Source organism: Kitasatospora sp. NPDC023120 (assembly GCF_055560835.1).
Genome location: NZ_JBVHHY010000046.1, coordinates 18,242 through 43,986, shown reverse-complemented (window position 1 = coordinate 43,986; position 25,745 = coordinate 18,242). Strand labels below are relative to the sequence as shown.

The window sequence follows — 25,745 nt, the reverse complement described above, 5'->3', positions numbered from 1 at the left end:
ATATCTGGCGTTGACTTTTGGCACGCTGTTGAGTTCTCAAGGAACGGACGCTTCCTTCGGACCGCCTTCCAGCGGACCCTCCGGGCTTCGTTCTTCGTGTTTCCAGCTTATCAGATGTTTTCCGCTCCGTTTTCCGGAGTTTCATTCATCCGATTCCCGCTGGCGGGATTTCCTGCGAACTTCGTCCGGAAGCTTATCAAAGCTTTCGGAACGTTCTGTCCGTGGGATTTGCTTCGTCGGAGGGCGCGCATTTCGTGAAACGCGCTCGCCTCGATCTCGGCGGTGTCGTAGACACTAACGCCCGGGCCTGACCGTTGTCCAGTCAGTCCCAACCGTTCAAACCTACTAGCCCACCCTCACCACGTCAATGGTTTGGTCGGGATGAGGGAAGACTAGCAGGTCAGACGAGTGTTGATCACATCCGGCTCAGGCCGCGACGGGCTGCAGGTCCGCACGGTCGGCCGCGTCCACGTCGCCGGACTCTCCGTCTTCCGCGGCCTTTCGGCCCAGCACCAGGGCGTAGAGCAGGAAGGCCAGCTCCACCAGTACCCCGATGGCGATTCGGGCCCAGGTGGGCAGACCGGACGGGGTCACGAAGGCTTCGAGGACGCCGGCGACCGCGAGCACCGTCGTCAGTCCCATCGCCATGCCGATGATCGAGCGCCCCTGTTCCGCCAGTGCCACCGCGCGCGTGCGCGGGCCGGGGTCGATGACGGTCCAGCCGAGGCGCAGGCCGAGGCCGCCGGCCACGAAGACGGCGGTCAGCTCCAGCAGGCCGTGCGGAATGAGCAGACCGAGGAAGACATCGAGGCGCCCGGCGGAGGCCATCAGCCCGACGCCGATGCCGAGGTTCACCACGTTCGTCCACATGACATAGAGGACCGGGATGCCCAGCGCGATCCCGAACAGCAGGCACTGCACGGCGATCCAGGCGTTGTTCGTCCAGACCTGTGCGGCGAAGGAGCTGGCCGGACGGTCCGAGTAGTACGCCTCGTACTGTCCGCCGGGCCGGGTGAGTTCCCGCAGGTCGCCGGGGGTGACGAGGCTGTTGCGGACCTCCGGGTGCGTGGCCATCCACCACGCGAGCACCGCGGTGGCGAGCAGCGAGACGATCGCGACCGGCACCCACCAGCGGCGCGCGCGGTAGAGGGCGGCCGGGAAGCTCACCGTGTAGTAGCGGGCGACGTCCTGCCAGCCGTTGGTGCGGGCGCCGGTCACCGTGCTGCGGGCGCGCGAGACCAGGCCGGTCAGCCGGCTCAGCAGCGCCGGGTCCGGTGCCGCCGCCTGGACCTTGGCGAGGTGACCGGTGACCCTCTGGTAGAGGGTGACCAGTTCGTCCGCCTCCTCGCCGTCGAGCCTGCGCTTGCGGGCGAGGGCGTCCAGCCGAGCCCACTCCCCCTGGTGGGTGGCGACGAAGACGTCCAGGTCCATTCGGCGGCTCCATGATCGGCAGTGGGCGCGGACGTGCGTGCGCGGGCGGGCAGGTACGTACGGACACGTGCGGCCCAGCATGCCAGCAGCGGCCCGGACGGCGGCCGCCGGGATCTCACTTCCCGTGCGCCCGCCGGGCCCCGTATGTTGGCGGCTGCGGATCAGACTGCGGAGAGCGGGTCATGGGGGAACGGTCCGGGACGATTCCCTCCCCCGGCGCTGCCGCCCTCGGCGGTCCCGGATCTCCATGGGCGAGCCGTACGGGCTCCAAGAGCGTGAACGGACAGGTGTCTTGAGCGACCTGGTGACGGGTGAGGCGGTCGTCCTCGGCCTGCAGACGGCGAAGCTTCCGAGCCGGGCACTGGCGATCGTGCTCGACCTGCTCGTGGAGTTCGCCGCCCTGCTGGTGGTCACGCTGCTGCTGAGCGTCGCTCTGATCGGCCTCGACGGTGCGGCGCTGGCGGCCACGATGATCGGCCTGATGGTGTTCTTCCTGATCGCCGTCCCGGTGATGGTCGAGACCCTCAGCCACGGGCGCTCGCTCGGCAAGGCCGCGCTCGGTCTGCGGGTGGTGCGCACCGACGGGGGGCCGGTGCGGTTCCGGCACTCGCTGGTACGCGGACTGGTCGGCTTCTTCGAGCTGATCGCCCTGTCCGGCTCCCCGGCCGTGATCACCTCGGCGGTGCACTCGGAGGGCAAGCGGCTCGGTGACATCTTCGCCGGGACGGTGGTCGTCCGTGAGCGCACCCCGGGCTCGGGCGGTTCCGGTCCGCTGCCGCCGGTGCACCCGCACCTGCTGCAGACGATGGGCCGCGAGCTGGTCGCGATGGACTTCTCCGCCGTTCCGGAGCCGCTCTGGCTCGGCGTCCGGCAACTGCTCGGCCGGATCGGTCAGTTGGACCCGGCGGTGATGAACCGGATGACCGCCCGGCTGGCCGAGGACCTCTCCGCCCGGATCGGCCACCCGGTGCCCCCGGGCCTGCACCCGGCGGCGTACCTGGGCGCGGTGCTCACCGAGCGCCAGCGGCGGGAGTGGACGCGGGCCCAGAGGCAGCTGTGGGCAGCCGGGCCGATACCCGCGCACGGCCCCGCACCCAGCCCGACCCCCGCTCCGGCACCCACCACCGCCGACGGACGCCCCCTGCGGGTCCTCGGCGTCCCGACGGCACCCGCCCCGGTCGCACCGGCAGTGCCCGCCGCCCCGGTCGCACCCGCAGTGCCCGCCGCCCCGGCAGCGCCTCCGGCCCCGACGCCCCTGTCCTTCGAGAAGCCCGCCGCCGGCACCGGCTTCGTCCCGCCCTCCTGACCGCCCGAGGCGGGCGGCTGCTCCCGTGGCGGGCGGCTACTCCTCGCTCCCCACCCGCCAGGCGTTCGGCGGCGACTCCAGCTCCTCCAGCTCGACCCCGTCCGCCGACAGCACCACGTCCCCCGCCAGGTGCACGACCTGCTGCTCGCCCGTCTCCAGGTCCGCGACCTGGTAGCGCTCGACCAGCAGCGGCCCCGAGTCCGTCTCGTGGGGGTCGACGCCCTCCAGCAACCACCCCTGGTCGAGGGTGCGCGGCGCCAGCACCGGCTCGGTGAACGCCACCAGCCGCACCCGCGCACTCGCCCCCTCGCGCAGCCGCAGCAGCCGGGCGGTGGCGACCAGGAAGCCGGGCGAGCGCCCGGTGAAGGCGTGGGCCCGGTCGTGTCCCTCCACCGCGTGCTCGCCGCCCGGGTCCGCCGCGGCGGTCCGGACCCAGGCCACCCCGTCCACCGCCCCGCCGCGCACCTGCCAGCCGCCGGCCCGCAGCTCCATCCGCAGCGGCCGCGCCCGTGAGTCCAGCGTGAGGTCGACGGTGCCGATCACCCGGCCGTCCGGCGCGTAGGTTTTGGAGACGTACCGCCACCCGGCCGCCCCGGGTGCGCAGCTGAAGCGCTCCTCGCCGAGCAGGACGTGGTCGTGCGTGTCGTGGAGCGAGTACCGGCCATTGGGCATGCCCGAAAGCCTACGTGCGCACCCGCGATGCAACGTTCCCCGGTGGTGCGCGCATTAGGGGGGTGGACGGCACCGGACCGGTGCCGTCGTCATGACGAGAGGGGGTGCGGATGGCGAAGCAGACGCGCGACGAGGAGTTCACGGAGTACGTGGCCTCCAGGAGCGGCTGGCTGCGGAAGGTCGCCTATCTGCTGTGCGGGGACTGGCACCGGGCCGACGACCTGGTCCAGGAGACGATCACCAAGCTGTACGTGAACTGGGCGCGAGCCGCACGGATGGAGAACCGGGACGGCTACGCCCGCCGGGTGCTGGTGAACACCTTCCTGGCCGAGCAGCGCTCCCCGTGGTGGCGCCGCACCGTCCGCTCGGAGGCCGATCCGGACACCGTGGCCGGCGACGTCGACCTGGACGCCTCCCTGGACCTGCGCCGGGCCCTCGCCGCCCTGCCGCCCCGCCAGCGGGCCACGGTGGTGCTCCGCTACTACTGCGACCTGTCGATCGAGCAAGCCGCCGAGGCCCTGGGCTGCTCCTCCGGCAACGTCAAGAGCCAGAGCTCCCGTGCCCTGGGCACCCTGCGCGGCAGCCTCACCACCCGTCCCACCGTCGCCGAGAGGACGCCATGACCACCAAGGATCACGACGACCTGACCGCCCGGCTGGCGGCTCTCGCCGACGGTCCCGCGCCGCCGCCGCTCATCGACGCAGGCCGGTCCATCGCCGAGGGCACCACCCGGCTGCGCCGCCGCCGGCGCAGCGTGGTCGGCGCCGTCGCCGTGGTCACCGCCGCGGTGATCACGACCACCGCTCTGCTGGCCCCCGGGGGCGGCTCCGCCACACCCGCGCCCCCGGCCGGCCCCACGGTGACCACCTCGCCCACGCCGTCCGCCGGCTCCACCCCGACTCCGACCGGTCTCGACCCGCTGACCACCGAGGTCCACTTCGGCTGGCTGCCCGCATGGGCGAACGGCGAGCGGAGCGTCGGCTACGAGACCGGCTACCACGGCATCCGCGCCGAGGCCCGCGGCACCGGGGAGGAGGCCCCGCGCATCCTGCTCTCGCAGTACAAGGCGGGCGAGGAGCCGCCGATGACCGACTCCGTCGGGGGGAAGTTCGTCAAGGTCGAAGCCGAGCCGATCGACGGACGTTCGGCCTACTGGTTGGCCGACGACCCGTCCCGCAGGGGTGCGCCTTCCAGTCCCACGCTGCGCTGGCTGACCGCTTCGGGGCGCTGGGCGGAGATCTCGGGCTACGGCGGCAAGACCGGGGACGTCACCAAGGAGATCCTCCACAAGGCCGCCGCGGACGTCCGCTTCGGCCACTGGAACGTCCCGCTGCCGGTGCGGTTCACCGGCCTGCCGGAGGCGTTCAAGGCCACCGACGTCCAGCTCTCGGTGCCGGACACCGACGGTGTGGGTGCCTGGAGCCTGTGGTTGATGTTCCAGCTCGACGGCAAGAACGTCTCGGTGAACATGCGCCCCGACGGGCCGCATCCCACCTTCACCAGCACGGACGGCTCGCCCTACACGGACCCGAACCCGCCGCTGGTCACCGTGCAGAACGGGGTGGAGGTCTCCGTCGGCGCCGGGGCCGGACTGCCCGCCACCCTGGATCAGCTCGGCGGCATGCCCTGGCTGCTCGCCCACACCAAGGCCCTCGGCCCGGACCCGAGCACCTGGACCTCCGACGTGATCGTCCGCTGAACGAGCCGGGACAACGGTGGCCGGCACCCCGCCCAGGGGGTGCCGGCCACCGGCGTCAGTACGTCAGCGACACCGCATCAGTAGCGGTACTGCTCCGCCTTGTACGGGCCCTCGACCGGAACGCCGATGTAGTCGGCCTGCTCCTGGGTCAGGGTGGTCAGCTTCACGCCCAGCGCGTCGAGGTGCAGGCGGGCGACCTTCTCGTCCAGGTGCTTCGGCAGCACGTAGACGCCGATCGGGTACTGCTCGGTCTTCGTGAACAGCTCGATCTGGGCGATCGTCTGGTTGGCGAAGGAGTTGGACATCACGAAGGACGGGTGGCCGGTCGCGTTGCCCAGGTTCAGCAGGCGGCCCTCGGAGAGGACGATGATGGTCCGGCCGTCGGCCTTGCGCCACTCGTGGACCTGCGGCTTGACCTCGGTCTTCACGACACCCGGCAGCTGCGCCAGGCCGGCCATGTCGATCTCGTTGTCGAAGTGGCCGATGTTGCCGACGATGGCCTGGTGCTTCATCCGCTCCATGTGGGAGGCCAGGATGATGTCCTTGTTGCCGGTGGTGGTGATGAAGATGTCGGCCGTCTCGACGACGTCCTCCAGGGTGGCGACCTGGTAGCCGTCCATCGCCGCCTGGAGCGCGCAGATCGGGTCGATCTCGGTGACGATGACGCGGGCGCCCTGGCCGCGCAGCGACTCGGCGCAGCCCTTGCCCACGTCGCCGTAGCCGCAGACGACCGCGACCTTGCCGCCGATCAGGACGTCGGTGGCGCGGTTGATGCCGTCGATGAGCGAGTGGCGGCAGCCGTACTTGTTGTCGAACTTCGACTTGGTGACCGAGTCGTTGACGTTGATGGCCGGGAACAGCAGCTTGCCGTCACGGTGCATCTCGTACAGGCGGTGGACACCGGTGGTGGTCTCCTCGGTCACGCCCTTGATGGTGGCGGCGACCTCGGTCCACTTGTTCGGGGTGTCCTTCAGGGTGCGGTTGAGCAGCTCCAGGATGATCCGGAACTCGTCGTTGTCCGCGGTCGACGGGTCCGGAGCGGCACCGGCCTTCTCGAACTCGACGCCCTTGTGGATCAGCAGGGTGGCGTCGCCGCCGTCGTCCAGGATCATGTTCGGGGTCTTGCCGTCAGGCCAGGTCAGGGCCTGCTCGGTGCACCACCAGTACTCCTCCAGGGTCTCGCCCTTCCAGGCGAAGACCGGCACGCCCTGCGGGTTCTCCGGGGTGCCCTCCGGGCCGACGGCGATGGCGGCGGCCGCGTGGTCCTGGGTGGAGAAGATGTTGCAGGAGCACCAGCGGACCTCGGCACCGAGCGCCGTCAGGGTCTCGATCAGCACGGCGGTCTGCACGGTCATGTGCAGCGAGCCGGTGATGCGGGCGCCGGCCAGCGGCTGCGACTCGGCGTACTCGGCACGGATGGACATCAGGCCGGGCATCTCGTGCTCGGCCAGCTGGATCTCCTTGCGGCCGAACGGCGCCAGGGAAAGGTCGGCGACCTTGAAGTCACCGGTGATGTCGGTCGACATGCGTCTGCTCCTCGCTGATGGGGGTTGGGGCCAAAGGTCCGGGCGTGCTGTCGCGCGCGGCAGGCCGTACGGGTGCACGGCCACGCCGGGGCGCCGGATCCCCGCGGGCGGTGGACCGGTTCCCTGCTGCGCAGCACAAACCGTCGGAGGACCTCTCTCCCTCGACCGGCGCACACCTTACGGGTGCGGACCGCCGATCGACCGCCATCAGCAGCGACGTTCTGGCTCTGGGGACGAATCTACACCGATGGCCCCGTCACCCGTCCGCCGATGACCGATTTCAAGCCCCGTCCGACCGGTGCCCGAGCCCCGGCGCCCGAGCCGGTGCGCAGGGCCGTCAGTGCGCGGTCTCCGGGCCCGGCCCGCCGGGCGTGGCGGCCGGGTCCTCGCCCGCCGCGGCCTTCTCCGCGCTGTAGACGTCGGGCTCCAGGTAGATCGCCCGCGCGATCGGGACGGCGGCCCGGACCCGCTCCTCCGCCGCGTCGATCGCCTCGGCCACACGGGCGGCGCTGTCCTCCGCGTTGACGGAGATCTTGGCGGCGACCAGCAGCTCCTCCGGGCCGAGGTGCAGGGTCCGCATGTGGATCACCCCGGTGACGGACGTTCCGTCGACCAGCGCCTCGCGGATCCGCCGCACCGACTCCTTGTCGGCGGACTCGCCGAGCAGCAGCGACTTGGTCTCCAGGGCGAGCACCACGGCGATCACCACCAGCAGGGCGCCGATGCACAGGGTGCCGATGCCGTCCCAGACACTGTCACCGGTGATCACGGTGAGCGAGACGCCGAACAGGGCGAGCACCAGGCCGATCAGCGCGCCGGTGTCCTCCAGCAGCACGACCGGCAGCTCCGGCGCCTTGGCGGTGCGGATGAACTGCGTCCAGCTCAGGCTGCCCTTGACCTTCGCCGACTCGCGCATCGCGGTGAGGAAGGACCAGCCCTCCATCGCGATGGCGAAGACCAGCACACCGACCGCCCAGCCCCAGGATTCCAGCGCCTCGGGGTGGTTGACCTTGTGCCAGCCCTCGTAGATCGCGAACAGGCCGCCGACGCTGAACAGCACGATGGCCACCAGGAAGCCGTAGATGTAGCGCTCACGGCCGTACCCGAAGGGGTGCTCCTCGTCCGCCGCCCGGCGCGCCCGCCTGCCGCCGACCAGCAGCAGCACCTGGTTGCCGGAGTCCGCCACCGAGTGCACGCCCTCGGCCAGCATCGAGGAGGAGCCGGTGAAGCCGAAGGCGGTGAACTTGGCCGCCGCGATCGCCAGATTCGCGGACAGCGCCGCCACCAGTGCCTTGGTGCCGCCTTCGGCACTCATGCGACCGCCTCGCTACGCTCGGTGGGCGCTTCGCACAATGCGCACCTTTGAATGATGAGCTCGCTTCGCTCACTCATGCCTGAAACGTCCTCACGGGTTCTGGTCGGCGTCGTCGAGCGCCTACCGTACCGGCCGGGCGGCCCGGCCGGTCCGACGGTCTCAGGACTGCGCGGCGGCGAGGCCCAGGTAGACGGCGGCGAAGTCGGTCAGCGCGACCAGGTCCGCCAGCGCGTGCAGCACGTCCGGCCGGGTGCTCGCGTACTCGGTCAGGCGCACGTCGTGCGCGGCGGCCAGCCGGTGCGCCCGGGTCACGCCGAAGCCGCGCGGGCCCGCGTCCTCCTCCGGTAGCTCGGACGGTCCGTCCTGCTCGTCCGCCGATCCGGCGGTGCCCGGGACGTGCCGCAGCAGCAGCACCTGCAGGTGCAGCGGGTCCGGCTCCTCGACCCGGTCGCGGAAGAAGTCGTCCGGGTCCGCGCCCGCGCCCAACTGCCCGGTGAACATGCCGCGGTGGGCGGTGAGCACCTGCGGCAGCTGCCCGGCCAGCGCGGGCCGCCCGGCCCGGTCGGCCAGCTGGGCGGCGAAGCGGGCGGCGGCCGCCCCGGCGATCGGGCCGTCGGCCCACAGCAGCGGAACCGTCCCGGCGAGCCGCGCGGCCAGGCCCTTCGCCGGGTTGGTGTACGCGGCGGCGTCGGGGCGGCAGCGCACGGCCGCGGCGTCCAGCAGGTCGGCAAGGCCCGGCAGCGCGTCGTACGGCAGCTGGGTGAGGCCGATCTTCTGGCCGAGCGCCAGCAGCGGGGTGAGGTGGGACCAGAGCGCCGCCGGGTCCTCGGCCGGCAGGTCCGGCTCGGCGGCCGGGGCGGGCGGGCCGTCCTCGGGCAGCACCGAGGTCACGTACGGCAGCGGCAGCGCGCGCACCTGCAGCGCGGCCTCGGCCAGCGGGCTGCCGGCCGGAGCGGTGACGACGATCGCGCAGCCGCGCGCGTAGGCCTGCTCGGCGAGACCGACCAGGCCCTGCTCGCCGCCGTCGGCGGAGCTGATCACCAGCAGGTCGAGCGGACCGGTCCAGCCGGGCAGCTGCCAGCCGAGCCCGGCGGTGAAGGCGGGCCGGGCGCCGGCCCGGTCGGCGCGCGGGGCGGCCGCCTCGGTCGGCGGCAGCGGGAGGACCAGGCTGGCGGTGCCGGCCAGCGTGGCCAGCATCTCGGCCGCGGTCAGCGCGCTGCCGTGCCCGGCGACCAGCACGGCGCGCGGACGGCCGTCCGGGCGCAGTCGGTCGAGGCCGGCCGCGTCGGCCTGGCGCAGTGCGGTGCGGACCCGGGCTCCGGCCCCGGCCAGGGCCAGCAGGGCGCGGTCCTGGTCGGCGCGCTGGAGGGCGGCCGGGTCGTCGAGCAGGGTGTCGTCGAGCATGCGGCGGGCCTCCGGCTGCGGTCCTGGGCGGCTGGTGGGGTGGGGCCTGGCGGATCGGGCCTCCGCCCCAAGGATCAGGCCGGGCGGCGGGCCTCGTCCACCAGGAGGACCGGAATGCCGTCGCGGACCGGGTACGCGAGGCCGCAGTCCGCGCCGGTGCAGACCAGCTCGGGCTGCTCCTCGGTGCCGCCCTCGGCGAGCGCGGCCCGGCACTGCGGGCAGACCAGGATCTCCAGCAGGAAGGATTCGAGCTTCATGGGGCTCTCCATAGTTCGGTGGTGGCACGGAGGTGCCCCGGCCGATAGGCAACCCTACCGGCCGGGGCACCGAGGGCCTCGATCAGGCGCGTCCGCTCGGGCGGGCCCCGGTCAGGCGCGGACGATGGCGAGCACGCCGTCGCGCAGCTCGGCCATCTTCGCCGGGTCCTTGGCCTCGACGTTCAGGCGCAGCAGCGGCTCGGTGTTGGAGGCGCGCAGGTTGAACCACCAGTCCGGGCCGGCCACGGTCAGGCCGTCCAGCTCGTCCACGGTGGTGCCCTCCAGGCCGGCGTAGGCGGCGCGGACGGCGGCGGTGCTGGCGGCCTGGTCGGCGACGGTGCTGTTGATCTCGCCGGAGGCGGCGTAGCGGTCGTACTCGGCGGTGAGCTCGGACAGCGTGCCCTGCTGCCCGCCGAGCGCGGCCAGCACGTGCAGCGCGGCGAGCATGCCGGTGTCGGCGCGCCAGAAGTCGCGGAAGTAGTAGTGCGCGGAGTGCTCGCCGCCGAAGACGGCGTCGGTGACGGCCATCTCCTGCTTGATGAAGGAGTGGCCGACCCGGGTGCGGACCGGCTTGGCGCCCAGCTCGCGGACCACCTCGGGGACGGTCCAGGAGGTGATCAGGTTGTGGATGATCGTCGGCTCGGCCTCGCCGGCGGCCCGGGCGCGGGCGATCTCGCGGACGGCGACCAGGGCGGTGATCGCGGACGGGGAGACCGGCTCGCCGCGCTCGTCGACGACGAAGCAGCGGTCGGCGTCGCCGTCGAAGGCCAGGCCCACGTCGGCGCCGACCTCGCGGACCTTGGCCTGCAGGTCGACCAGGTTCTTCGGGTCGAGCGGGTTGGCCTCGTGGTTGGGGAAGGTGCCGTCCAGCTCGAAGTACATCGGGACGAGCTCGATCGGCAGGCCGTCGAAGACGGTCGGCACGGTGTGGCCGCCCATGCCGTTGCCGGCGTCCACCGCGACCTTGAGCGGGCGGATCGCGGTGAGGTCGACCAGGCCCAGCAGGTGGTCGGCGTAGCCGCGCAGGGTCTCCTGCGCGGAGAGCGCGCCGGGCTTCACGTCCTTGACCGGGACGGTGACCGTGTCGTCCTCGGCGGTCCAGGACTCGACCAGCTCGCGGATCTCGGACAGGCCGGTGTCCTGGCCGACCGGGGCGGCGCCGGCCCGGCACAGCTTGATGCCGTTGTACTGGGCCGGGTTGTGGCTGGCGGTGAACATCGCGCCGGGCAGGTCGAGCTTGCCGCTGGCGTAGTAGAGCTGGTCGGTCGAGCAGAGCCCGATCTGCACCACGTCGGCGCCGTAGGCCGCGGCGCCCTCGGCGAAGGCCAGGCTGAGCGACGGGGAGGAGGGGCGCATGTCGTGGCCGACCACGATCGCGGTCGCGCCGGTGACCTGCACGAACGCGGCGCCGAAGGCCCGGGACAGGCTCTCGTCCCACTGGTCCGGGACGACGCCTCGGACGTCGTACGCCTTGACGAGCTGCTTGAGGTCGCGCACTGCGGCTCCACCCTGGTCTCTGGAAGTGGTCGGTCGGGTACGGCCACCGCCCGCCCGGTCGAGGGGCACGGTGGCGCGCGTAGACCGGCAGCGTACCCGGGCCGGACGAACGCCCCGTGCCGGGAAGGGGGCCGGGGGGTGTCCGACGATTCGCGCCGCCTCGCCCGGAGAGGCGCCGGACGCGCCCTAGTTCTCGGGCGAGCGGAGCACCCGGAGGTGGCCGCGGCGGCTGCCTTCGGTGGAATCGCCTTCGGGCGCGCGGCCCTGACGCGGGGTCGGCGGACGGGCGGCCTCGCGCACGGCGTTGGCGAGGGCCTCCAGGTCGTCGCTGCTGCGGCGCAGCGGCCCGGCCTCGGCGGCGAGCCGGACGACCTCCCAGCCGCGCGGGGCGGTGAGGCGCTCGGCGTGCTCGGCGCACAGGTCGTAGCAGTGCGGCTCGGCGTAGGTCGCGAGCGGGCCCAGGACGGCGGTGGAGTCCGCGTAGACGTACGTCAGCGTCGCGACGGCCGGCCGGCCGCACGCGGTCCGCGAACAACGACGTACAGAGCTCACGAGGGTGGACGGTACCGCACTCCCCGCCGGGGAGCGAAGACCGCCTGCCCGGAGGGTGTGCCGTGTCGCCTCCGAGCGCCGGGGTCGTGTCTCGGCCGCCCCGGGCGATTCCCCGTCGGAGTGGTCCACTTCCGACCGTCCAAGGACTACTCTCGGCAGTGATATGGACAGCTCCGCACCGCAGTCATCGACAGGCCCAGCGCGCCGCCCCCGGCACCGCGACCGGCACGGCAGGGGGCTGCGCGGCCCGCTGGCGCCGCCGCAGGTGCCGATCTCGCTCACCCGCTCCGAACTGTTCGACGACTACGTGCGCGAGTCGGTGGAGCGGCTGGAGCGGCGTTGGCCGCAGCTGATCGAGGTGGAGTTCGCCGTCCAGGAGGTGCCGCTGCACGAGCCGGACGGCGCCGACGCCGAGGACGGCGTGCCACTGGGGCGGGTGTCGCCGGGCAAGCAGGGGCGCAAGAGCCAGATCGTGGTGTACCGGCGGCCGGTGGAGATCCGGGCGAAGACCCGGGAGGACCGCGCGGCGCTGGTGCACGAGATCCTGATCGAGCAGGTCGCCGAGCTGCTGGGGCTCTCGCCGGACGCCATCGACCCGCGCTACGACGAGGACTGAGCCCGGAGGCGAGCGAAGGAGAGCACGGCCGAGCGGGCGGGCGAGGCATCGCCCGCCCGCTCGGTTCGCTCAGTGCAGGACGACGCCGGGGTCCTGGGCGGCCTGCGGGACCTTGACGGTGCTGTGGTCGTCGCGCAGTGCCTGGATGGTGAACATCGGCACGTCCTTGGCCGGGATGGCGAGCATCCGGGCGGCGACCACCGGGCCGCCGGAGACGGTCTCCGCGGTGAGCGCGAAGACGCCGTTCAGTCCGGCGGGCTCGGGCGCCGGGAGGGCGACGGTGCCGCCGGCCGGGATCTGGACCTCCTTGGTGGCCGGGGTGCCGCCGCCGCTGCCGGCCGAGGCGGTGACCCGGACGGTCGCGGCGTCGCCGGCGGAGGTCAGGTAGAGCGTGGAGGCGCCGGCCCGGTTGTCGGCGACGGTGGCGCGGGCGCCGACCGGGTTGCTGCCGGTGAGCCAGGCCGCGTCGGTCTTGCCGTTGGCCGCCGCCCGGTCGACCCGCAGCCCGGCCACGATCGGGGTGGGGTGCTTGTCGTCGCTGGGCGACAGCCGCAGCCCGGCGACCTCGTCGCGGGTGACCTTGCCGAGGTCGACGGCGGCCACCATGCCCGCCTTGACGTGGATCGACTCGTTGCCGGCCGGGGTGAACCAGCCGTTCTTGCCGGAGAGCTGGATCTTCAGGTCGGCGTCGTCCTCCGGCGGTGCCCAGACCACCAGGCGCGCACCGGCGGTGTCCGCGGGCAGGCCGGGCAGCACCTGGGTGGCGGCCGGGGCGGCCGAGGCCGGGATCCAGTCGGCGCCCTTGTTGCCGTCGGCGGCGTGCAGTGCGGCGCCGACCCGGCCGGAGCGGACCACCACGTGCACGGCGAGGTCGGTGACCGCGCCCTTGCTGAGGGTCGACAGCAGGACGGCCTGGGAGCTGCCGGGAGCGACGGTGAGGCCGTTGGCGGCGTCGTTCTCGATCAGGCCCTTGTCGCCGTACAGCTTGATGTCGACCACGGCGGCTGAGGGCTCGGTGTTGACCAGGCTGAGGTAATCGACCCGGTCGGCGGCCGTGCTGGCGCCGGCGAACCAGAAGCCGGTGCCGGCCGGGGTGCAGGTGAGGCCGGACAGGCCGAGGCCGCGCTGGTCGGTGACCACGGTGGTCTGGGTGACGGTGAATCCGGGGGCGAGGGCGCCGTTGGCGACTGCGCCGGTGCCGGGCGCGGTGTCGCCGTTGGCCGCCGGGCCGGTGGCCGGGGTGCCGGGCTTGGCCAGGGTCAGCCGGGCGTCCGCGGGCGCGGCGTTCTTGTCCTGGGCCGCGGCGGTCGGGGCTCCCGAGCCGGTCGGGGCCGGGGTGGCGGACGCGGTGGCCGTCGGGGTGGCCGGGGCCGAGGGGGTGCCGGAGGGCTGGGCGGCGGGCACGGCGGGCGCGGCCGCGTCGGTGAGCCAGCCGGCGCCGCCGGTGGCGGAGCCCGTCCCGGGCGGGGTGTAGGCGCTGAGCGTGGTCGAGCCGGTCAGGCCCTGCAGCGGCTGCGGGCAGACCGCCGCCGTCCGCTCGACCTGAGCGGTGGTCGGGGCCGCTCCCCCGTCCGCCGTGGCCGGGGCGGCCGGCGGACGCATCTGGGCGATCCCGAACACCGCCGCGAGCACCACGGCCGCGGCGAGCAGGGACGGGGTGGTCTTCGCCCCGCCGGTCTTCCCGGCGAACCGGCCGGCGCCCGGGGCGGGCGCGGCCGGCTCCGGCGCGTAGGAGGTCCCGACGGGCTCGGGGGCCTCGCCGGCGCCGGACTTCTTCCTGAATGCGGGCTTCTTCATCGCGGGTCAGCTCCCCGATCCGGGCTGGTGCGGGTACCGGCGGGTGCCGTTGGGGTCGTTCGGGTCGTAGTACGGGTCGGCCTGCTGCTGCCCCGGCAGCCAGGGCTGCTGGTGCTCCGGCTGCTGGTACCCGTCGTAGCCGTACGGCTGCTGCTCCGGCTGGTACGGCTGCTCGTAGCCCTGCTGCTCGAAGCCCTGCTGCGGGTAGGCCTGCGGCTGGTGTCCGTCGTACCCATGGCCGTCGTACCCCTGGCCGTCGTACCCCTGGCCGTCGTACCCCTGACCGCCGTACGGCGCGGCCACCGGCTGCTGGGCGGCGTACTGGTCGTAGCTGTACGGGTCGGCCTGCTGGTACGTCTGGTACGGGTCGGTGTACGGCTCGGCCTCCTGGACGGCTTCGGCCGCCTGGACCGCCTCGGTCACCGGCTCGCCTGCGGGCTGTGCCGGGACCGCTCCCGGCCGGCCCTCGTACACCCCGGACTCGTCGGCACCGGGCTCGCCGCCCTCGCCGCGCTCGGCCATCCGGCGGGCCCGGCGGCTGCCGGGGGCGGGGGCCTGCGCCTGGGCGGCGGCGGCCAGCGCGGCGGCGGCCACCACCTCCTCGGGCAGGTCGTCGTCCTTGTCGCTGCGGCGGCCGGGCAGGGCCAGCACCAGGACGGTCAGGCCGAGCAGCACCTGCGCCCAGATCCAGCCGGTGTGGGCGAGGCTGCCCTCCCGGGTGACGGTCAGCTTGCCGCCGCCGGCCGGGAGCTTGAAGCCCTGCGCCCAACCGTCGACCGTGGTGGGCTCCAGCGCGGTGCCGTCCACGGTGGCCTGCCACTCGGGGGCGGCGGACTCCGCGAGCCGCAGCACCCGCCCGGCCGGACCGGCCGGGACGGTGGCCGTGAGGTCGCGGGCGCCGGACGGGACGACCACCGGGTTGCCGCCCGGGGTGGTGATCACCGCGCGGACCGCGGGGGCGCCGCTGACCTGCCAGAGCGCGGAGCCGTTGTCCTGGTTGGCCTTGACCAGGCCGGGCGTGGTGTCCAGGACGTCCTTGAAGGCGTCGATCACCGGCTGCTGGACCAGCACGTAGCCGATGCCGTAGCCGGCCAGGGCGCCGGCCTGGTCGGCACCGGAGCCGGCCAGCAGGCTGCCGACCGTCTTGTTCAGACCGCCCTCGGTGCCGGTCGCCGGGTCCACGGTGGACTCGGCCTGGCCGAGCGTCAGGCCCGCGCCACGCAGCACGGTGTAGCGGACGGCGCCGCCGCTCTTCTGCCCGGTGATCACGAGGGTGCGGGAGCGGTCGGTGGTGCCGGCCTCCTCGGCGACGAAGGCGGGCACCTGGTCGGCCCCACCGCGGTGCAGCGGCTTGCCGGCGCCGGTCAGCGCCCACCACAGGCCGGTGCCCAGCGGGGCCAGCACGGCCGCGGCCACCACCAGGGCGGCCACCGGCTGGCGCCAGCCGAAGGCGATCCCGGCGACACGGGCGTTGGCGCCGTCGGCGCCGATCGCGGCCGCGGCGAGCAGGGCGATCCCGGCGATCAGGGTGGCCGGGCCGGCCCAGGCGGGCACGGCGGGGCCGCCGGAGGCCGGGGTGACGGAGGCGCCGGCCACCGCGACCGAGAAGACCAGGCCGGCCCCGGCCGCGCCCCAGGCGGCGAGCACCGCGCGGCGACGGTCGGCGCGCAGCAGCGCGGCGAGCGCGGCGAGCACGACACCCGCGGACAGCCAGACCGGCGGCACACCGGCGCCGCCCGGGTTGACCAGCAGCAGGCCGGCCGCGCTCGCGCCGGTGCCGTGCAGGCCGGGCAGCCCGGCCTCCAGCAGCAGCCACTGCGGGTGCGACAGCACCTTGAGCGACCACGGGGCGAGCACGCCGACCGGGACGGCGAGGATCACCAGGACGCGCAGTCCGAGCAGCCGCAGCGCCGTACCGCCGGAGCCGAACGCGCCGCCGCGCACCACCGCGGCGACCAGCGTCGCCAGGCAGAGCGGCACCGCGAGCGCCCAGGTCAGCGGGACGAAGGCGGTGGCGAGGGTGAGCAGCAGGACGGCCATCCAGACCGGGCGCCAGCCCGGGCGGGCACCCTTGGCGGCGCTCTCGTCCCGGATGCCGAGGCCGGCCGCGATCGCGGCGGCGCGGGCCAGCGGCGGCAGCAGCACGGCGAGGACGGCGGTGCCGATCCGGCCCTGGGCGAGCGCGCCGGTCGCGGCGGGCAGCAGCGCGTACGTGGCGCTGGCCCAGGCGCGGACCAGCTTGGAGTCCAGCAGCGGCCGGGAGACCAGGTACGCGCTGACCGCGGACAGCGGGACGGTGAGCACCACGAGCAGGGTGAGCGCGAGGTCGGCGTGGTCGAACAGCAGCCAGGACAGCACCGCGAGCACGCCGAGGTACGGCGGTGCGGCGGCGGTGGAGCCGGTGCCGACGGGGTGCCAGGCGTCCGCGTACATCGACCAGAGGCCGCCCGCGCCGTCGGAGGCGGGCAGCAGGGCGCCGCCGAACAGCTCGCCGCTGCCGAGCAGGCCGCGGCAGGCGACCAGGGCGAACACCAGCAGGGCCGCGAACAGCACCGGCGCCGGGCGCCGGGCGAGCTTCTTGATCAGCGTGAACTGCTCGACGACCAGGTCCTCGGCGTCCTCGTCGCCGCCGGCCTCGGCCGAGCCGTGCCGGCCGAGGCCGGCGTCGTCGCCGCCCCCTATCCCGAGCGAGCCGATGACGCCCTCGACGGCCAGCCGGGTGGTGGCGCCGGGTGCCGGGAAGAGCGTGCGGTCGTCCAGGGCGTCCGCCGCCCTGGTCCGGGCGCGCCGTTTGCGCGCGGCCAACAGCCTTGGCAGCCGGACGAGTTCGTGGCCGAGGCCGGCGAGCTCGTCGAAGGCCTGGCGCGGGTCCTTGCCGAGCAGGTTGGTGACGGCCCGCACCAGGGTGCCGAGCACCAGCCGCAGCAGGACGTACGGGAAGAGCGCGCCGCGACAGTTGGCGAGCAGGGTGTAGACGGCGCCGGCCTTGTCCACCCGGTGCGGGTGGGAGGCGCCGCAGTCGATGGCGCGCCGCTCGCGGCTGGCCGCCTCGGCGTGCCGCAGCACGGCGTCGGGGGCGACGACGACGCGGTGGCCGGCGGCGTTGACCCGCCAGCAGAAGTCGGTGTCGTCCCGCATCAGCGGGAGGGCCTTGTCGAAGCCGCCGAGCTCCTCGAACACGTCCCGGCGCACCAGCATGCCGGCGCTGGAGACGGCGAGCACGGGGCGGACCTGGTCGTGCTGGCCCTGGTCCTGCTCGCGGCGGTCGAGGCCGGTCCAGCGCCGCCCGGAGCGGGCGATCGTCACGCCGACCTCGAGGAGCTGGCGGCGGTCGTACCAGCTGCGCAGCTTGGGGCCGACGACGGCGGCGCTGGGGGTGGAGTCGGCGACCTGGAGCAGGCGGCGCAGCGCGTCGGTCTGCGGCTCGCAGTCGTCGTGCAGCAGCCAGAGCCACTCGACCGGCTGGGTCTCGCGCGGGCCGCCGCGGCCGAGGTCGTCCTCCTGGGCGAGCGGGTCGCCGAAGTCGTCCCAGCCGCCGGTGACCGGGTCGTAGCCGGAGGGGTCGAGCCGGTACGGCAGGTCCTCGGGGCGCAGCGGCGGGCTGTTGAAGACGGCCTCGGCGACGGCGGTGCCGAAGCCGGCCCGGCGGCCGAGGACGAGCGGGCCGCTCTCGGGCAGCCAGTCGGCGAGGGTGTCCGCGAGCAGCTGCGGGGAGTTGTCGGTGGAGCCGGTGTCGACCGCGAGGACGCGCTGGACCTGCCGGTCCTGGCCGAGCAGGCCGGCCAGCGCCTGCGGGAGCCAGCGGGCGCCGTCGTGCGAGACGATCACCGCGGTGACCAGGTGGCGCGGGTAGGCGGGCGGCCGGGAAGCGGTGAAGCCGCTCTGGTGGCTGTAGACGGTCATCGAGTGCGCGGGCCCCAGTTCTCGGTGGACACAGCCGGTGAACGGCAACCGGATGGCGCACCACACTAACGGCTCCCGGTGGACGCTTCGTCCGCGGTGCCGTGCGGTGCCGGTGCGGGGACGGTGAAGGCGGGGCCGGGAAAGGGGCCGGGCACCGGGTCTGGAGAGGGCTCGGGCGAGGGCTCGGGAACGGGGCCGGGCAAGGGGTCGGGCAAGGGGTCGGGAACGGGCCCGGGAACACGAAAGCGCCCCACCACCGCGGTGAGGCGCCCGTACAGCTGTGCGGTTGTCCTGCGTTGCCGAAGGGTCAGCGGGAGTCGGGGGCCACCCGCTCAGACCGCGCTCTTCTTGAGCCGACGGCGCTCGCGCTCGGAGAGGCCGCCCCAGATGCCGAAGCGCTCGTCATTGGCGAGGGCGTACTCCAGGCACTCCGAGCGGACCTCGCAGGCGAGGCAGACCTTCTTGGCCTCGCGGGTCGAGCCGCCCTTCTCGGGGAAGAAGGACTCCGGGTCGGTCTGGGCGCACAACGCGCGCTCCTGCCAGCCGAGTTCCTCCTCGTCCTCCGCGATGCCGTCCCCGATCAACAGCTCAAAGAGCTCGCTCATGTGGCGCGCCTCCTCTGCCCCTACTTGGCGTCCCCGTGGTTGCCGTTGCCTCGTGCGGCTGACGACACGAGTGAAATTACAGTTGCGTCACTCTGGCCCAGTCAAGCCGAGCTCTGGTATTGGGGCCAGGATTCACTCCCCGGCACCAAGCCGTTACGAATAGTGTACATATTCGGACACAACGGACCTTCCATCGCAAGGTCCTGAACAGTGCCGAACCGTCCGCAACCATTCGCCAGGTGACGCTCGGTCACCACCACAGACCGGTCATCGGCCTCCCTTCCCGGCGATCTTCCCATCGAAACATAGAGGGTGATGAATCACCCCATCAGGGAAAGATCCGGGCCTAATCCACTCGAATGCCGCACCCTTCCGTTTGACACCGACCCGGCGGATGCTGTGTCCTTGCCCCTATGTCAGAGTTCGCCAGCCCCCGGAGCGGTTCCACGCTTCGCCGTGCCGTGAACTCTTGTTGTCGCCTCTGTTCCTGCTGTATCTAGGCGCCCGCGTCCCACCGCGCGCCGCCCCAGGAAGCACAGAGGCCGCCCGCGAGTCCCGCCCCAGGACATCCCGGATCCGGCTGATCCCGACGAACCAGCCGACTCTTCCGAGGACGACTCCCGTGCGCATGATCCGCATCCGCAAGCGGAACCGCGACCGCAACAAGCTCGCCCGCCTGGGCTCCGCCCGTACCCCCGGCACCGCCCGCTGGGCGGACGGCCTCAGCGACGTCTCCATCGCCGGCGACCCGCTGGCCTTCCCGCACCTGGCCCGCACCGACCTGCCCGCCCACCCGACCACCGTCGCCGAGTACGCCCGGCTGGTCCGCGAGATCGCCGCCGACCGCGCCCGCTGGGAGCCGCTGGTCCGCTACGACGCGCTGACCCGCTGGTACGCCCGGCTGGAGACCGGCCCCGGTTACGAGGTCTGGCTGCTCAGCTGGCTGCCCGGCCAGAGCAGCGGCTTCCACGACCACGGCGAGTCCTCCGGCGTGATGACCGTCGTCCGGGGCGAGCTGATCGAGCGCTCCCTCACGCGCGCCGGCGAAGGCGCCCGCGCCCTGAAGCCCGGCGGGCAGCGGGTGTTCTCCTCCGGCTACCTGCACGAGGTGGTCAACGGCGCGCTCGAACCCGCCGTCTCCATCCACCTCTACACCCCGGGCCTCACCGAGATGAACCAGTACGGCGCCCACGCCGTGCCCGAGCAGCACGCGGAGCAGCAGGCGCAGGCCGAGACGCACTGAGCGCCGACCTGACGGACGGTCCGACCGTGGCAGGATGACTCCATGCGCATCGTGGCACTGGCAGGCGGAATCGGCGGGGCGCGCTTCCTGCGCGGACTCCTCGCGGCGGTCGGACCGCAGGACGAGATCACCGTCATCGGCAACACCGGCGACGACATCCACCTCTACGGCCTCAAGGTCTGCCCCGACCTCGACACCGTGATGTACACCCTCGGCGGCGGCATCCACGAGGAGCAGGGCTGGGGCCGGACCGACGAGACCTGGTCGATCAAGGCCGAGATGAAGGAGTACGGCGTCGGCCCCGAGTGGTTCGGGCTCGGCGACCGGGACTTCGCCACCCACCTCGTCCGCAGCCAGATGCTCACCGCCGGGTACAGCCTCAGCCAGGTGACCGAGGCGCTGTGCGTGCGCTGGAAGCCCGGCGTGCGGCTGCTGCCGATGAGCGACGACCGGGTCGAGACCCACGTGCGGATCACCGACGAGCAGGGCAGCCGGGCGGTCCACTTCCAGGAGTACTGGGTCAAGCTGCACGCCGCCGTGGACGCCGAGGCGATCATCCCGGTCGGCGCGGACACCGCCAAGCCCGCGCCCGGTGTGCTGGAGGCGATCGCCGCCGCCGACGTCATCCTCTTCCCGCCGTCCAACCCGGTCGTCTCGATCGGCACCATCCTCGCCGTCCCCGGCATCCGGCAGGCCGTCGCCGCCGCCCCGGCGCCGGTCGTCGGGCTCTCCCCGATCATCGGCGGGGCACCGGTGCGCGGCATGGCCGACAAGGTGCTCGCCGCCGTCGGCGTCGAGGCCACCGCCGAGGCGGTCGCGCTGAACTACGGCTCCGAGCTCCTCGACGGCTGGCTGGTCGACACCGCCGACGAGGCGTCGGTCGCCGCGGTCGAGGGCGCCGGGATCGCCTGCCGGGCCGTCCCGCTGCTGATGACCGACGTCGAGGCCACCGCCGAGATGGCGCGGGCCGCGCTGGCGCTCGCGGAGCAGGTCCGCAAGTGACCGCGCCGCTGCAGATCCTGGGGGTCGAGGGGATCCCGGAGGTCGACGCCGGGGCCGACCTCGGCGCGCTGATCGCCAAGGCCGGGACCTTCGAGGACGGCGACATCCTGCTCGTCACCTCGAAGATCGTCAGCAAGGCCGAGGGCCGGCTGCTGCACGCCGCCGACCGCGAAGCCGCGATCGACGCCGAGACCGTCCGGGTCGTCGCCCGGCGCGGACCGGCCCGGATCGTCGAGAACCGCAACGGCTTCGTCATGGCCGCCGCCGGGGTCGACGCCTCCAACACCGCCCCCGGCACCGTACTGCTGCTGCCCGAGGACCCGGACGCCTCCGCCCGCGCGCTGCGGGCCCGGCTGCAGCGGCTCACCGGCCGCCGGCTCGCCGTCGTCGTCACCGACACCTTCGGACGGCCCTGGCGCAACGGGCTCACCGACGTCGCGATCGGCGCCGCCGGGCTCTCCGTCCTGGAGGACCACCGCGGACGCACCGACGGCCACGGCAACGAGCTGGTGCTCACCGTCACCGCGACCGCCGACGAACTCGCCGCCGCCGCCGACCTGGTGAAGGGCAAAGCCACCGGCGTACCGGTGGCGGTCGTGCGCGGGCTCGGGCACCTGGTCACCACCGAGGACGGCGCGGGCACCCGGCCGCTGGTCCGGCCCGCCGTGGACGACATGTTCCGGCTCGGCACCTCCGAGGCCCTGCGGCAGGCCGTCACCCTGCGGCGAACCGTCCGCTCCTTCACCGCCGACCCGGTCGACCCGGCCGCCGTCCGCCGCGCCGTCGCGGCCGCCGTCACGGCGCCCGCCCCGCACCACACCACACCGTGGCGGTTCGTGCTGCTGGAGTCCCCCGACATCCGCACCCGGCTGCTCGACGCGATGCTCGCCGCCTGGCAGCGCGACCTGCGCGAACTCGACGGCTGGGACGACGCCCGGATCGCCCGCCGCACCGCCCGCGGCAACGTCCTGCGCGACGCGCCCTACCTGGTCGTGCCCTGCCTGGTGATGGACGGCTCGCACCACTACCCCGACACCCGGCGCGCCACCGCCGAACGGGAGATGTTCACCGTCGCCGCCGGCGCCGCCGTACAGAACCTGCTGGTCGCCCTCACCGGCGAGGGCTACGGCTCCGCGTGGGTCTCCTCCACCATGTTCTGCCGCGACACCGTCCGCACCGCCCTCGACCTGCCCGCCGGCTGGGACCCGATGGGCGCCATCGCCGTCGGCCGCCCCGCCGAACCCCCGCGCGAACGCCCGGCCCGCGACGCCGACGCCTTCATCGAGGTGCGGTAGGGGTCATCTCCCCCGGTGGTCGTTGGGGGTGAGGCGGGGGCCGTAGCGGGGGGCCCGGGCGCCGGTGGCGATGAGCAGGCGGCAGACGCGGTGGCGGTGCGGGCGGTAGGGCTCCAGCAGGGCGAGCATCTGGGCGTCGTCGCTGCGGGGGCGGCCGGCCAGGGCCCAACCGACCAGGTTGGGCAGGTGGAAGTCGCCGACCGAGACCGCGTCCGGGTCGCCGTTGCTGCGCTGCAGGGTCTCGGCCGCCGTCCAGACGCCGATGCCGGGGACGGCGGTGAGGCGGGCGAAGGCCTCCTCGTGGGCCATCGCGGACGCCTCCTCCAGCCGCGGCGCCAGCCGGACCGCGCGCATCACGGTCGCGGACCGCTTCGGGTCCACACCCGCCCGGTGCCACTCCCAGCTCGGCACCAGCGCCCACTCCCGGGCCGACGGCGCCACCCGCATCCCCTCCGCCGGGCCCGGCGCCGGAGTGCCGAAGTCCCGCAGCAGGGTGCGCCAGGCGCGGTACGCCTCGTCGGTGGTGACCTTCTGCTCCAGGATCGCCGGCACCAGGGACTCCAGCACCAGGCCCGTCCTGGTCAGCCGCACCCCGGCGGTACGGCGCTGGGCGTCCCGCAGCGGACCGGGCGGCAGCACCAGCGCCTCCGGCTCGTCCTGCGCGCCCAGCAGCACGGGGAGGCAGTCGAGCAGCCACTGCGCGCCCGGGCCCCAGGCGCTCGCCTCGACCTCGCCCGCGGCGGGACGCGGCAGCACCCGCAGGGTGCCGACGCCCGCCGGGGTGCGGGAGGCGCGCCAGACGGCGCCGTCACCGGTGGACCGGTACGACGGGTCGGCCGGGCCCCGGCGCAGCGGCAGCAGGGTCCGGGGAACGTCCAGCGCGAAGCCCGGCCGCCAGCGCCGCACCGACTCGCCCGTCACCGCCGCGCACCTCCTCCGCTGTCCGGCTCCAGCGCCTTGGTCGACCATGAGGATATGAACGATACGCGGCTGCCGGAGCTGTCCTCCGGGGACGAGAACGCGGTCCGGGCGCTGTACCACCGGGCGCTGGAGGGGTGGAACCAACGGGACGGCTCCGCCTTCGCCGGGCCGTTCGCCGAGGACGGCGAGGTGATCGGCTTCGACGGGACGCGACTGCGCGGGCGCTCGGCGATCGCCTCCGAACTGGGGCGGATCTTCCTGGACCACGTGACGCCGGAGTACGTGGCCGAGGTGCGACGGGTCCGGGCCCTGGGGGCGGGCGTGGCACAGCTGGACGGCGTCGCCGGGATGGTGCCGGAGGACGCGGAGGACCTGGACCCGGCGCTCAACGCGGTGCAGACGGTGATCGCGGTGAACGCCGGAGCGGGGTGGCGGATCGCGCTGCTGCAGAACACCCCGGCACGGTTCGACCTGCGGCCGGACCTGGCGGCGGGGTTGACGCAGGAGCTGCGGAGGTTGATCGGGCGGGGACCGGGGCCGGGCTAAGGGCCTGTATCCGGAGCATCCGTAGACGGGAGTCCGGAGACAGGCCCCTCGGAGCGTCCGGTCCGACCGCGAGGGTGCTGACGGTGGCTCAGCGGCCCTGGAGGTGGGCGGCCCAGGAGCGGATGTCGCCCAGCCGGTCGTAGAGGCCTTGGCCGGGGCACTCGGTGGCGAAGGCGTCCCGGTGGCCGGAGACGGTGGCGAAGGAGACGACCGTTCCCTTCGGGTAGCGGCTCTGTGAGGAGCCGGAGGTCAGGTTGGTCCAGCCCCCCGCGTCCTGGCCGGTCAGGCCGAGCTTCCACGCCGCGATCTTGCTCACGCCGTCCACCAGCTCCTGCGGCGGGCTGGTGGAGGTGAAGGTGCCGAGCGCGGCGACGCCGGTCGAGTCGGTGTTGAAGCCGAGGGTGTGCGCGCCGAGGACGGGCTGCGCGACGCCGCCGGCCCGGCCCTCGTAGATGGTGCCGCAGCGGTCGACCAGGAAGTTGTAGCCGATGTCCCGCCAGCCGTTGCTCTGGACGTGGTACTGGTAGATCGCGCGGATCATCTGCGGCGCGTCACTGCACGCGTATTCGGTGGCGGTGTCGGTGTGGTGGACGAAGACCGCCTTGACCGTCCCGGTGTAGACGAAGCCAGGGTCGCGCAGCGACTCGTCGGCGCCCCAGCCCGCCCGGGTGACGATGCCCGGACGCGGCGCCTCGTGGTCCCGCAGGGCCCGGGCGGTCCCGGTCTCGCCCGGCAGGGTGAGCGGGGCGGACTGCTCGGCGCCCGCGCCCGGGTCGACCAGTTCGGCTCGGAGCCCGGCGGGCAGCCCGTCCGGCCCGGGGGTGATCTCGACGGCCACGCCGTCGCTGAGGCCGGTCCACAGCGGTGCCGTCGAGCCGCGGATGCCGGCCCGGCCGTCCCGCTCGTCGGGGGCGTCCTCGCCCTCGACGGCCAGCTGGTGCCAGTCGGTCCAGTCACCGGTGGCGACGCGGTGGGTGCGGACCCTGATCGAGGTGCCGGCGAGGGACTGCCGGGGATCGTCCCAGCTCACCCCGATGAGCGAGAAGGGCTTGGTGGTGCGCTGCATGACGCCGTGTTCGGCGGCGGTCAGCGGCAGGCTCGTCACCGTGCCGCCGCCGGCGGAGGTCTGTTCGGCCGGCACCGGGTCCGCGACGGCGGACACGGCGGAGACGGCGGTCGGCTGGAGCAGCAGGGCGGCGACGCAGCTTATGGCCGCGCCGGCAAGAAGTGAGATACGCATAAAACGGATATTGGCGACAAATTACCGATGCCGCCACGCCGCCCCGCTCCCGTTCGGCCACCCCTCCCGACCTCCCACTCGAAGGCCGTAGGCTGGGGCGCACCATGACTGCGCCTTTCGCTGCCGATGCCCGCACCCCCGTCGAGCTGCTGCACGCATTCCTGCGCGGCGGCACCCCTTCGGTCGATCCCGCGGCCCCGCTGGTCACCTTCTACGACGACGCCACCGGTGAACGGGTGGAGCTGTCCGCCCGGACCTTCGACAACTGGGTGGCCAAGACCGCCAACCTCCTCCAGGACGAACTGAATGCCGGCCCGGACGACCGGGCGGCACTGCTGCTGCCCGCCCACTGGCAGAGCGCCGTCTGGCTGCTCGCCTGCTGGTCGGTCGGGGTGACGGCGGTGCCGGGCGGCGACCCGGCCACCGCCGACCTGGTGGTCAGCGGCCCGGACGGCCTGGAGGCCGCCCATGCCTGCGAGGGCGAGCGGGTCGCGCTCGCGCTGCGCCCGCTCGGCGGCCGCTTCCCGCAGCGCCCGGACGGCTTCCTCGACTACGCCGCCGAGGTGCCCGGCCAGGGCGACCGCTTCGCGCCGTACTCCCCCGTCGCCCCGGACGGGCAGGCGCTGGAGACCGTGGTGGACGGGCTGCCGCTGAAGCTGACGGGCGAGCAGACCGTCGCGCTGGCCCGGCAGGGGGCGGTCCGCCTCGGCCTGAAGTCCGGCGACCGCGTGCTGTCCACCCTCTCGTACGACGACTGGGCGGGCCTGGAGGCCGGCCTGCTGGCGCCGCTGGCGGCCGGCGCCTCGGTGGTGCTCTGCCGCAACTCGCAGGCGCTGGACGCCGGGCAGTGGGAGAAGCGGATCGAATCCGAACGGGTGACACTGCGCCTCGGGTGACCCCCGGGCCCGGGCCCGGCGG

22 protein-coding genes are annotated in these 25,745 nt (G+C 73.9%); 9 read left to right on the top strand and 13 right to left on the bottom strand.

Features of this window, described 5'->3' with window-relative positions; all coding sequences use genetic code 11:
* Positions 1 to 426: 426 nt before the first annotated feature.
* Positions 427 to 1,431: a stage II sporulation protein M gene (locus ACZ3TI_RS38265; RefSeq protein WP_465734747.1), complete on the bottom strand. Its 1,005-nt coding sequence runs from the start codon at positions 1,429 to 1,431 to the stop codon at positions 427 to 429.
* 292 nt (positions 1,432 to 1,723) lie between these two features.
* On the opposite strand from ACZ3TI_RS38265, the gene ACZ3TI_RS38260 reads away from it, so the two are divergent.
* A complete protein-coding gene (locus ACZ3TI_RS38260; protein WP_465734745.1) occupies positions 1,724 to 2,737 on the top strand; it encodes an RDD family protein in 1,014 nt (337 codons plus the stop codon).
* Positions 2,738 to 2,773: 36 nt separating this feature from the next.
* Here ACZ3TI_RS38260 and ACZ3TI_RS38255 read toward each other — a convergent pair whose 3' ends face one another.
* On the bottom strand, positions 2,774 to 3,409 hold the full coding sequence (locus ACZ3TI_RS38255; protein WP_465734743.1) for a hypothetical protein: 636 nt from the start codon (positions 3,407 to 3,409) through the stop codon (positions 2,774 to 2,776).
* Between the two features lie 110 nt (positions 3,410 to 3,519).
* Between ACZ3TI_RS38255 and ACZ3TI_RS38250 the strand changes: the two genes are divergently transcribed.
* Positions 3,520 to 4,032, top strand: a complete 513-nt coding sequence (locus ACZ3TI_RS38250) for a SigE family RNA polymerase sigma factor (protein ID WP_465734741.1) — start codon at positions 3,520 to 3,522, stop codon at positions 4,030 to 4,032.
* Positions 4,029 to 5,108 carry a hypothetical protein gene (locus ACZ3TI_RS38245; RefSeq protein ID WP_465734739.1) on the top strand — a complete coding sequence of 360 codons (1,080 nt, stop codon included), beginning with the start codon at positions 4,029 to 4,031 and terminating at the stop codon, positions 5,106 to 5,108. Before ACZ3TI_RS38250 ends, ACZ3TI_RS38245 begins: the two co-directional genes overlap by 4 nt.
* Before the next feature lie 77 nt (positions 5,109 to 5,185).
* On the opposite strand, the gene ahcY is transcribed toward ACZ3TI_RS38245, so the two are convergent.
* The 6 genes from ahcY to ACZ3TI_RS38215 form a co-directional block, all read right to left on the bottom strand.
* Positions 5,186 to 6,634, bottom strand: a complete 1,449-nt coding sequence (ahcY, locus tag ACZ3TI_RS38240; RefSeq protein WP_465734738.1) for an adenosylhomocysteinase — start codon at positions 6,632 to 6,634, stop codon at positions 5,186 to 5,188.
* A gap of 337 nt (positions 6,635 to 6,971) precedes the next feature.
* A complete protein-coding gene (locus ACZ3TI_RS38235; RefSeq protein ID WP_465734736.1) occupies positions 6,972 to 7,949 on the bottom strand; it encodes a cation diffusion facilitator family transporter in 978 nt (325 codons plus the stop codon).
* A 159-nt stretch (positions 7,950 to 8,108) separates the two neighbouring features.
* On the bottom strand, positions 8,109 to 9,353 hold the full coding sequence (locus ACZ3TI_RS38230) for an SIS domain-containing protein (RefSeq protein WP_465734734.1): 1,245 nt from the start codon (positions 9,351 to 9,353) through the stop codon (positions 8,109 to 8,111).
* 74 nt (positions 9,354 to 9,427) lie between these two features.
* Positions 9,428 to 9,610, bottom strand: a complete 183-nt coding sequence (locus ACZ3TI_RS38225) for a Trm112 family protein (protein ID WP_097237660.1) — start codon at positions 9,608 to 9,610, stop codon at positions 9,428 to 9,430.
* Between the two features lie 111 nt (positions 9,611 to 9,721).
* On the bottom strand, positions 9,722 to 11,107 hold the full coding sequence (locus tag ACZ3TI_RS38220; protein ID WP_465734732.1) for a phosphomannomutase/phosphoglucomutase: 1,386 nt from the start codon (positions 11,105 to 11,107) through the stop codon (positions 9,722 to 9,724).
* Between the two features lie 186 nt (positions 11,108 to 11,293).
* A complete protein-coding gene (locus ACZ3TI_RS38215) occupies positions 11,294 to 11,659 on the bottom strand; it encodes a DUF3499 domain-containing protein (protein WP_465734730.1) in 366 nt (121 codons plus the stop codon).
* 163 nt (positions 11,660 to 11,822) lie between these two features.
* Here ACZ3TI_RS38215 and ACZ3TI_RS38210 point away from each other — a divergent pair, with 163 nt between their 5' ends.
* Positions 11,823 to 12,275: a metallopeptidase family protein gene (locus ACZ3TI_RS38210; RefSeq protein ID WP_030245500.1), complete on the top strand. Its 453-nt coding sequence runs from the start codon at positions 11,823 to 11,825 to the stop codon at positions 12,273 to 12,275.
* 69 nt (positions 12,276 to 12,344) lie between these two features.
* On the opposite strand, the gene ACZ3TI_RS38205 is transcribed toward ACZ3TI_RS38210, so the two are convergent.
* The 3 genes from ACZ3TI_RS38205 to ACZ3TI_RS38195 form a co-directional block, all read right to left on the bottom strand.
* Positions 12,345 to 14,072 (bottom strand): DUF5719 family protein, encoded by a 1,728-nt coding sequence (locus tag ACZ3TI_RS38205; RefSeq protein WP_465734727.1) that lies wholly within the window; start codon positions 14,070 to 14,072, stop codon positions 12,345 to 12,347.
* A gap of 6 nt (positions 14,073 to 14,078) precedes the next feature.
* The gene (locus tag ACZ3TI_RS38200) at positions 14,079 to 17,975 is read right to left on the bottom strand and encodes a glycosyltransferase family 2 protein (RefSeq protein WP_465734725.1); all 3,897 of its coding nucleotides are present in this window, start codon (positions 17,973 to 17,975) and stop codon (positions 14,079 to 14,081) included.
* 332 nt (positions 17,976 to 18,307) lie between these two features.
* Positions 18,308 to 18,580: a WhiB family transcriptional regulator gene (locus tag ACZ3TI_RS38195; protein WP_030062195.1), complete on the bottom strand. Its 273-nt coding sequence runs from the start codon at positions 18,578 to 18,580 to the stop codon at positions 18,308 to 18,310.
* A gap of 622 nt (positions 18,581 to 19,202) precedes the next feature.
* On the opposite strand from ACZ3TI_RS38195, the gene ACZ3TI_RS38190 reads away from it, so the two are divergent.
* The 3 genes from ACZ3TI_RS38190 to ACZ3TI_RS38180 are packed head-to-tail and all read left to right on the top strand — an operon-like array spanning position 19,203 to position 22,120.
* A complete protein-coding gene (locus ACZ3TI_RS38190; RefSeq protein WP_465734723.1) occupies positions 19,203 to 19,823 on the top strand; it encodes a cysteine dioxygenase in 621 nt (206 codons plus the stop codon).
* A gap of 42 nt (positions 19,824 to 19,865) precedes the next feature.
* Entirely contained in the window at positions 19,866 to 20,825 is a 960-nt protein-coding gene (gene cofD, locus ACZ3TI_RS38185; RefSeq protein ID WP_465734721.1) for a 2-phospho-L-lactate transferase, read from the top strand.
* The gene (locus tag ACZ3TI_RS38180) at positions 20,822 to 22,120 is read left to right on the top strand and encodes a coenzyme F420-0:L-glutamate ligase (RefSeq protein WP_465734719.1); all 1,299 of its coding nucleotides are present in this window, start codon (positions 20,822 to 20,824) and stop codon (positions 22,118 to 22,120) included. Before cofD ends, ACZ3TI_RS38180 begins: the two co-directional genes overlap by 4 nt.
* Before the next feature lie 3 nt (positions 22,121 to 22,123).
* On the opposite strand, the gene ACZ3TI_RS38175 is transcribed toward ACZ3TI_RS38180, so the two are convergent.
* On the bottom strand, positions 22,124 to 23,089 hold the full coding sequence (locus ACZ3TI_RS38175; RefSeq protein ID WP_465734717.1) for a DNA-3-methyladenine glycosylase family protein: 966 nt from the start codon (positions 23,087 to 23,089) through the stop codon (positions 22,124 to 22,126).
* Between the two features lie 6 nt (positions 23,090 to 23,095).
* Here ACZ3TI_RS38175 and ACZ3TI_RS38170 point away from each other — a divergent pair, with 6 nt between their 5' ends.
* On the top strand, positions 23,096 to 23,587 hold the full coding sequence (locus tag ACZ3TI_RS38170; RefSeq protein ID WP_465734715.1) for an SgcJ/EcaC family oxidoreductase: 492 nt from the start codon (positions 23,096 to 23,098) through the stop codon (positions 23,585 to 23,587).
* Positions 23,588 to 23,675: 88 nt separating this feature from the next.
* On the opposite strand, the gene ACZ3TI_RS38165 is transcribed toward ACZ3TI_RS38170, so the two are convergent.
* Positions 23,676 to 24,827 carry a peptidoglycan recognition protein family protein gene (locus ACZ3TI_RS38165; RefSeq protein WP_465734713.1) on the bottom strand — a complete coding sequence of 384 codons (1,152 nt, stop codon included), beginning with the start codon at positions 24,825 to 24,827 and terminating at the stop codon, positions 23,676 to 23,678.
* Between the two features lie 104 nt (positions 24,828 to 24,931).
* On the opposite strand from ACZ3TI_RS38165, the gene ACZ3TI_RS38160 reads away from it, so the two are divergent.
* Entirely contained in the window at positions 24,932 to 25,723 is a 792-nt protein-coding gene (locus tag ACZ3TI_RS38160; RefSeq protein ID WP_465734711.1) for a TIGR03089 family protein, read from the top strand.
* Positions 25,724 to 25,745: the final 22 nt, after the last annotated feature.

Bases quoted from the DNA above. Each gene is read 5' to 3' on its own strand.
- ACZ3TI_RS38265 (WP_465734747.1), bottom strand. From the start codon at position 1,431: ATGGACCTGGACGTCTTCGTCGCCACCCACCAGGGGGAGTGGGCTCGG.
- ACZ3TI_RS38205 (WP_465734727.1), bottom strand. From the start codon at position 14,072: ATGAAGAAGCCCGCATTCAGGAAGAAGTCCGGCGCCGGCGAGGCCCCC.
- ACZ3TI_RS38230 (WP_465734734.1), bottom strand. From the start codon at position 9,353: ATGCTCGACGACACCCTGCTCGACGACCCGGCCGCCCTCCAGCGCGCC.
- cofD (WP_465734721.1), top strand. From the start codon at position 19,866: ATGCGCATCGTGGCACTGGCAGGCGGAATCGGCGGGGCGCGCTTCCTG.
- ACZ3TI_RS38210 (WP_030245500.1), top strand. From the start codon at position 11,823: ATGGACAGCTCCGCACCGCAGTCATCGACAGGCCCAGCGCGCCGCCCC.
- ACZ3TI_RS38200 (WP_465734725.1), bottom strand. From the start codon at position 17,975: ATGACCGTCTACAGCCACCAGAGCGGCTTCACCGCTTCCCGGCCGCCC.
- ACZ3TI_RS38255 (WP_465734743.1), bottom strand. From the start codon at position 3,409: ATGCCCAATGGCCGGTACTCGCTCCACGACACGCACGACCACGTCCTG.
- ACZ3TI_RS38160 (WP_465734711.1), top strand. From the start codon at position 24,932: ATGACTGCGCCTTTCGCTGCCGATGCCCGCACCCCCGTCGAGCTGCTG.
- ACZ3TI_RS38165 (WP_465734713.1), bottom strand. From the start codon at position 24,827: ATGCGTATCTCACTTCTTGCCGGCGCGGCCATAAGCTGCGTCGCCGCC.
- ACZ3TI_RS38225 (WP_097237660.1), bottom strand. From the start codon at position 9,610: ATGAAGCTCGAATCCTTCCTGCTGGAGATCCTGGTCTGCCCGCAGTGC.
- ACZ3TI_RS38250 (WP_465734741.1), top strand. From the start codon at position 3,520: ATGGCGAAGCAGACGCGCGACGAGGAGTTCACGGAGTACGTGGCCTCC.
- ACZ3TI_RS38235 (WP_465734736.1), bottom strand. From the start codon at position 7,949: ATGAGTGCCGAAGGCGGCACCAAGGCACTGGTGGCGGCGCTGTCCGCG.
- ACZ3TI_RS38175 (WP_465734717.1), bottom strand. From the start codon at position 23,089: ATGGTCGACCAAGGCGCTGGAGCCGGACAGCGGAGGAGGTGCGCGGCG.
- ACZ3TI_RS38170 (WP_465734715.1), top strand. From the start codon at position 23,096: ATGAACGATACGCGGCTGCCGGAGCTGTCCTCCGGGGACGAGAACGCG.
- ACZ3TI_RS38195 (WP_030062195.1), bottom strand. From the start codon at position 18,580: ATGAGCGAGCTCTTTGAGCTGTTGATCGGGGACGGCATCGCGGAGGAC.
- ahcY (WP_465734738.1), bottom strand. From the start codon at position 6,634: ATGTCGACCGACATCACCGGTGACTTCAAGGTCGCCGACCTTTCCCTG.
- ACZ3TI_RS38245 (WP_465734739.1), top strand. From the start codon at position 4,029: ATGACCACCAAGGATCACGACGACCTGACCGCCCGGCTGGCGGCTCTC.